This window comes from Actinoplanes sp. NPDC051633, from assembly GCF_040681735.1.
Taxonomy (GTDB): Bacteria; Actinomycetota; Actinomycetes; order Mycobacteriales; family Micromonosporaceae; genus Actinoplanes.
Map to the genome: position 1 here is coordinate 1 of NZ_JBFAZH010000448.1, position 5790 is coordinate 5790.

The window sequence follows — 5790 nt, forward strand, 5'->3', positions numbered from 1 at the left end:
CTGCTGCGGATCCGCATGCGCAATCGCAAGCAGGCATCGCCGGTGCACCGGCAGTATCCGGGATACATGGGCATGTAGTCGGATCGGTGACGGCGCGATCGCGTGCCGTCACCGATGCTGTGCGGATGAAATACGCACTCTGCATCGGGATCAACGACTATCCGGGAACCGGCAGCGACCTGTCCGGTTGTGTGAACGACGCCAACGACTGGGCCGAGGAGCTGACCAAGCGCGGCTTCGAGATCGAGATGATGCTGGACGCGCAGGCCACCGGGGCGGCGATGCGCGACGGGATGCGGCGGGTGCTGCAGCGGGCCGGGTCCGGCGACACCGTCGTCATCACGTACTCGGGGCACGGCACCTGGGTCCGCGACGACAACGGCGATGAGCCGGACGGGCGCGACGAGGCGCTGGTGCCGTACGACATCGCGGCGAACGGCCCCCTGCTCGACGACGAGCTGTACGACATCCTCTGCGACCGGGCCCGCGGGGTCCGGCCGATCATGATCTCCGACTCCTGCCACTCGGGGACGGTCGCCAAGTTCGCGCCGTCCACCCGGACCGACGCGGACCGGGTGCGCTTCCTGCCGCCGGGGGTGTTCCTGTCGCAGGAGGAGGCCGCGCGGGCGGCACGCATGCCGCGGGTCACGGCCGGTCGTCCACGGCACGCCGCGCTGCTGATGTCGGGCTGCACGGACGTCGAGTTCAGCTATGACGCGCATTTCGACGGGCGGGCCAACGGCGCATTCACGTACTTCGCGCTGAAAGCCCTGCGGGAGCTTCCGGACGGTGCGACGTACCGGGACTGGGGCCGGGCCATCGCGCAGTCACTGCCCAGTCAGGACTATCCGCAGCGGCCGGGGGTGGACGGGAGCCGCACCCAGCGCGCCTGGACCGTGCTGTAGCCGGAATCATCGTCAAGCAGAGCCGGCACCGCGGGCGACCAGCGCCCAGCAGAGGCAGCCGAACGCGGCCGTCGTGGTGATCGTGCGCAGCAGGTTCCAGGCCAGCCAGCGCGACTCGTCGAACCGCTCCCGGACGGCCGCCAGGTCAGCGATCGTGCCGGGGTCGCCGGCTGCCTTCAGCGCGTCGTTCAGCGGCACGTTCACCACCATCGTGACGGCGACCGCCAGCGCGTAGAGGACCAGCGCGGCCAGCACCCACGGCAGGATCCCGCGGCCGGGGTTCAGCACCGCCGCCGCGATGGTGAGCAGCAGCGCGCCGAGGAAGCTCGCCATGAACCAGGGGTTGATGATCGCCCGGTCCATCGCCTGGAAGGCGCCGACGAACGTGCGGTCGTCGGTGCGGCCCAGGCCTTGCATGACGGTGTGCTGGTAGAGGCCGAACACGCCGGCCGTCAGACCGGTGGTCATCGTCGCCGCGATCAGCGCGGACACTCGCAGTACGAACATGCGACCAGTCAACCGGCGGTCCTGGAAGCAGACCATCGCTCAGGATCTTCGCCGCATACGCGAGGATCTCAGGTATGACGTCCACGGTGGAGCGCGTCGCCGCCGCGGTGGCGGTGCTGCTGGCGCTCGCCGCCACGGTGCTGGCGGTGGTGCTGCTCGATGTCCGGTATCTCGTGGTCCCGGCCGGCGCCGCCGCGCTCGGCCTCCTCGGCCGGCGCCGGGCCGTCATCGTCGGGCTGACCTGCGTCGGCGGCCTGGTCTCGGGTCTGTTCGTCTGGCTCGTGGTGCAGGTGCTCTTCCTGCCCGCCAACACTCCGGCGCCGTACTCCCTGCCGCGGATCTCGGTGCACTACACCGGCCGGGTCGACGCCACCGGTCCGGCGGTCACCCTGACCGAGACGGTCGTCTGCGATCGGGATTTCCGGGACAACCTCGAGGACGAGTTCACCGATCCGGAGCCGGACCTGTCCGCGCTGCGGATGCCGGCCGGGTGGAGCGCCGAGGGCCGGCTCGACGGCGCACCGGTGTACGTGCGGGTCAGGGGCCTGCCCGCATTCGGCGCCGGCACCTTCGGCGTGCAGCGGGAAACCTTCGATCTGAACCTCGGGGCCGCCGCCCTGGGTTCCGACCAGTTCTGGCTGGTGCCGGTCGCCGGCTCCGACCTCACGATCAGGACGCCGAAGGGCGCACTCGGCAACTCCGACCCGGCGGCGGACGGGATACAGGACCTGCCGGGACGGCCGGCGCTGCAGAGCCTGTCCATCAAGACGCCCCGGTTCGGCGGGCCGGTCACGATCGACGTGCTCGGCTCGGCGCTGCGCAACCCGGCCGGCCGCAAGATCTACGAGGCCGGCTCGTGGGGCTTTCTGCCCTGGCTGCTCAGCGCGCTGGTGCTGGCGCTCACGGCGGTGGCGGTGGACGTCCTGAAGGAGCGCGTCCGCGGCATCTTCACCACCACCGAGGAGAAGCCGGCACCGCGTAAACCGCGCAAACCGCGACGACGGCGCCGGTGAGCGCCCGGCATCGCCCTCAGCCGACCTCGACGATGACGGCGGTGGCGTTGTCGGTGCCACCCGCGGCCAGCGAATCGGCGAGCAGCGAGTCGACCGCGCCCGCCCCGCCCGCCTCCAGCACCGCCTGGATGCGCTCGTAGGGCACCTGGTCGGTGAGGCCGTCGGTGCACAGCAGGAGGCGGTCGCCCGCCCGCAGCGCGACGTTGAGCAGATCCGGCTCCGGCGCGTCGGGGTGGCCGGCATAGCGGGTGAGCCGGTAGCGCGCGGTGCGCGCCTCGGGCGAGTCGTGGGCGAACCAGCCGTGCACCGCGCCCAGCCAGGCGATGGTGTGGTCGGTGGTGAGCAGCTCGAGCAGGCCGGCACGCAGGCGGTAGGCGCGCGAGTCGCCGAGTTGCACGATCCACGCCTCGTCCCCGCCGGCCACGAATCCGGTGAGGGTGCACCCGGTCAGGCCGGCCCGGGCGTGACCGGCCGCGATCACCTGCCGCTGAATCTCGGCCACCGCCGCGCGCAGGGCGGAAGCGTCCGGCGCCGCCTCGGCGGCGAAGACCTCGACGGCGAGGTTGCCGGCCTCGTCGCTGCCGGGACCGTCGCCCATCCCGTCGGCCACCACGGCGAGGCGGCGCTGCGGCTCGGCGCGCATCTTGTCGAAGTTCGCCGGATACCGGTTGCCGGTCACACTCCCGGCCGTCATCGCGAGGTCGGCCACCGCGGCAGCTTACGCTGGGCGGGTGGACGATCTGGTGCAGGCGCAGGCGTTGTGCGACCGGCTCGGCGAGAGCTACCACCTGCTGTATGTGAAGGGCCCGGACGGCTGGTCGGTGTCGCGGTCGGCGACCGCCCCCGCCGAGACGGCCGCGGCGGAGGCGTCCGCACCGGCCGGCGAGGCCGTCGCGGTCTCCCGCTCCGGAGGCTCGGCCCATTTCGAGTACGCGGTCGGCGGCGAGACGGTCACCGCCTTCGACCCCGGGTATCCGGCCGAGGAGACGATGTGGGGCTCCGACCCGGGCCGGCTGAGCCACCTGATGAACGCCCTGGGCCTGCGCCCGCCGATGTACGAGTACGAGGACGAGTGGAAGGACTCCGACGCCCGGGCGATCGTGCTGGCCCAGCGCATCACGGGCCTCAAGCCGGCCACCCTCTTCACCTGAGAAAGTGGTAGCTCAGCCGCGCATTCGGCCCCGCGAAAGGCCGCTGAGCTACCACTTTTTGCTTGCCCCCGCGGCGCCGGGCGCGGTCAGGGGAGGCTGAGGATCAGCTCCCTGATCGTGGCGTTGCGGCCGTTGGCGTAGCCCTCATCGGTGCCGATCTCGCGGAAGCCGCACTTCTCCAGCACCCGGCGCGAGCCCTCGTTGTCGGCGGCGACCCGGGCCGTCACCGGCCGCACCGGCACCAGCCGCAGCAGCTCGGTCAGCGCCCTGGTCGCGACGCCGCCACCCCACCACGCCCGGTCGATCCAGTACGTGACCTCGGTGTCGCCCTCGATCACGAACGACGACACCGTGCCGGCCAGCACGCCGTCGACGACGATCGCCCGCAGCGTGACGTCGGGCCTCGCGCGCACCCGGCGCATGTGCTCGTCGAAGGCCGCCCGGTCGGACGGGTCGGCCGCGGTGAAGGCCGCCATCCGCACGGCCTCGGGGTCGCGCCTGTGCTCGAAGATCGCGTCCAGGTCGGCATCCTCGACCGGCCGCAACGTCACCTCGGTCATGCGCGCACCGCCTTGAGGTAGGCCGTCGCCGTCGTGCTGCGCCGCGGCGCGCCGGACTCGAGCGCCTCCCGCAGGTGCGACTCCAGATCCACGCGCTCGGCCTCGGTCAGCGTCGCCTCCATCGCCTCGCGGTACGTCGGCGCCAGCGGGTTGGGCGCCGTCTCGCGCATCGCCGCCCAGTCTCCCGGCAGCGCGGGCGCGGGCACGTCCATCTCCGCCCGGTAGTCCATCTCGATCGCGGTGAACCCGGCGCCGGCCGCCCACCGGAGCAGGTCACGCTCGTCGAAATCGAGGATCACGTCCTCCCCCTCGTACGCGGCCAGCACCTTGGCCACCAGGGGCAGCACCGGCGTCAGGTCGAACCCGAGAAAGCCGAAGCGCTCGGCGCCGAAGCTGTTGATCGGCTCGAAGATCGACAGGCGCCCGCCCGGCCGGAGCACGCGCGCCAGCTCGCCGAACGCGCGCTCGCGATCCGGCAGATACATCAGCACCGACCGCGTCGTCACGACGTCGACCGATGCCGGTGGGACCTCGGTGAGGTCGTCGGCCGAGGCCGTCACGAACGAACATCGCGGGTCGTCGCCGGCCCGGGCGCGGCACTCGTCGAGCAGCGCCGGCGACACATCACTGAAGATCACCCGGCCGGAGGGGCCCACCCGCTCCAGCGCGCCGAAGGCGACGAGGCCGGTGCCCGTGCCGACGTCGAGCACCACGTCGCCGGGCTCGATCGCGGCCCGGTCGAGCACCCCGTCGCGAAAGGCGATCAGCGCGGGATGGTGGTCACGCTTGACCGCCGGGTCGCCGCCGTCGCGCCGGTGCAGCAGCCAGCTCGCCCACCTGTCCGTGGTCATGCCGCGGACCCGATGATCGCGGCCGGGACGCTCAGCTCGGGCGTCGCATAGAGCGTCGCGATCGCATCGGGATCGTCGCCCGCGCAGGTCGTCGCGACCGTGTCGATCAGCTCGTCGTAGTCGGGGCCGGTCTTGCCCTGATAGGACGCCTCCATGCGGCCCCACTCGTCCCACGGCAGCGTCTCGACCCGCATCAGCGCGGCCAGGTCACGGATCGCGTTGCCCCGGATCTCGGCCTCGCCCCACGCGTGGCTGGTGCCCCAGACACCGAACCTCGTCCCCTCGATCTCGCCCGCGCGCCACAGCCGCCACGCCTCGCCGCCGGTCAGGAACCGGCCGGGCGCCAGGTCGGCCGCGTCGGGCACGGTCTCGCTGCCGAACCACTCGGGATCGGTGCGCACCCAGCGGCGCTCGTCGTCGCTCCAATACTCCAGCACCCAGTGGTCGAGCCCGAGACCCTCCTGGAAGTAGGTGCCGAAGCCGCAGCGGGCCCGGGCCGGCACCCCGTGCAGCCGCAGCAACGCCACCGCCAGCACCACGAAGTTGCGGCACGTGCCCACGGTGCGCTGCTCGACGGGCCGCGGCCGGGCACTTGGAATGACCCGTTTAGCAAGTTCGAAAACTGTATGTGGATATATTCCTAGGACAGCTGGTGCACTGACTCCTGGTGCAAATGCACTATCTACTACATCCATGCAAATTGTGAACATAACCGTATCATGATTATGGATAAAACGTTCTATCGTTTCAGCGAAAGTGCATATGGATGAATCAGCGCCTCATATGCACCTTCACTTTATACC

General features: G+C 71.2%; 9 protein-coding genes. 4 read left to right on the forward strand and 5 right to left on the reverse strand.

Translation table 11 applies throughout. The features are described 5' to 3' along the window. Positions 1-125 precede the first annotated feature (125 nt). Positions 126-905, forward strand: a complete 780-nt coding sequence (locus AB0M20_RS23405; RefSeq protein ID WP_364301442.1) for a caspase family protein — start codon at positions 126-128, stop codon at positions 903-905. Between the two features lie 12 nt (positions 906-917). Here the strand turns inward: AB0M20_RS23405 and AB0M20_RS23410 are convergent, their stop codons facing one another. Next, a complete protein-coding gene (locus AB0M20_RS23410; protein WP_364301444.1) occupies positions 918-1412 on the reverse strand; it encodes an anthrone oxygenase family protein in 495 nt (164 codons plus the stop codon). Between the two features lie 74 nt (positions 1413-1486). Between AB0M20_RS23410 and AB0M20_RS23415 the strand changes: the two genes are divergently transcribed. Beyond that, positions 1487-2425, forward strand: a complete 939-nt coding sequence (locus AB0M20_RS23415; protein WP_364301446.1) for a hypothetical protein — start codon at positions 1487-1489, stop codon at positions 2423-2425. Between the two features lie 16 nt (positions 2426-2441). On the opposite strand, the gene AB0M20_RS23420 is transcribed toward AB0M20_RS23415, so the two are convergent. Further along, complete coding sequence (locus tag AB0M20_RS23420) at positions 2442-3134, reverse strand: protein phosphatase 2C domain-containing protein (protein ID WP_364301449.1); 693 nt, start codon at positions 3132-3134, stop codon at positions 2442-2444. Between the two features lie 22 nt (positions 3135-3156). Between AB0M20_RS23420 and AB0M20_RS23425 the strand changes: the two genes are divergently transcribed. Next, positions 3157-3576, forward strand: coding sequence for a DUF6461 domain-containing protein (locus tag AB0M20_RS23425; protein WP_364301451.1), 420 nt, complete (start codon positions 3157-3159; stop codon positions 3574-3576). An 86-nt stretch (positions 3577-3662) separates the two neighbouring features. Here the strand turns inward: AB0M20_RS23425 and AB0M20_RS23430 are convergent, their stop codons facing one another. The 3 genes from AB0M20_RS23430 to AB0M20_RS23440 are packed head-to-tail and all read right to left on the reverse strand — an operon-like array spanning position 3663 to position 5751. Continuing rightward, complete coding sequence (locus AB0M20_RS23430) at positions 3663-4136, reverse strand: GNAT family N-acetyltransferase (protein WP_364301453.1); 474 nt, start codon at positions 4134-4136, stop codon at positions 3663-3665. Continuing rightward, the gene (locus AB0M20_RS23435) at positions 4133-4987 is read right to left on the reverse strand and encodes a methyltransferase domain-containing protein (protein WP_364301455.1); all 855 of its coding nucleotides are present in this window, start codon (positions 4985-4987) and stop codon (positions 4133-4135) included. Before AB0M20_RS23435 ends, AB0M20_RS23430 begins: the two co-directional genes overlap by 4 nt. After that, the gene (locus tag AB0M20_RS23440; protein WP_364301457.1) at positions 4984-5751 is read right to left on the reverse strand and encodes a transglutaminase domain-containing protein; all 768 of its coding nucleotides are present in this window, start codon (positions 5749-5751) and stop codon (positions 4984-4986) included. The genes AB0M20_RS23435 and AB0M20_RS23440 overlap by 4 nt, the downstream gene beginning before the upstream one ends. Between AB0M20_RS23440 and AB0M20_RS23445 the strand changes: the two genes are divergently transcribed. Continuing rightward, on the forward strand, positions 5717-5790 hold a 74-nt coding region (locus tag AB0M20_RS23445), incomplete at its 3' end, for a plasmid recombination protein (protein ID WP_364301459.1). The two genes, AB0M20_RS23440 and AB0M20_RS23445, sit on opposite strands and share 35 nt — an antisense overlap.

Excerpts from the sequence above, each read along its gene's own strand:
- AB0M20_RS23405 (WP_364301442.1), top strand. The coding sequence starts at position 126 with ATGAAATACGCACTCTGCATCGGGATCAACGACTATCCGGGAACCGGC.
- AB0M20_RS23415 (WP_364301446.1), top strand. The coding sequence starts at position 1,487 with ATGACGTCCACGGTGGAGCGCGTCGCCGCCGCGGTGGCGGTGCTGCTG.
- AB0M20_RS23435 (WP_364301455.1), bottom strand. The coding sequence starts at position 4,987 with ATGACCACGGACAGGTGGGCGAGCTGGCTGCTGCACCGGCGCGACGGC.
- AB0M20_RS23410 (WP_364301444.1), bottom strand. The coding sequence starts at position 1,412 with ATGTTCGTACTGCGAGTGTCCGCGCTGATCGCGGCGACGATGACCACC.
- AB0M20_RS23430 (WP_364301453.1), bottom strand. The coding sequence starts at position 4,136 with ATGACCGAGGTGACGTTGCGGCCGGTCGAGGATGCCGACCTGGACGCG.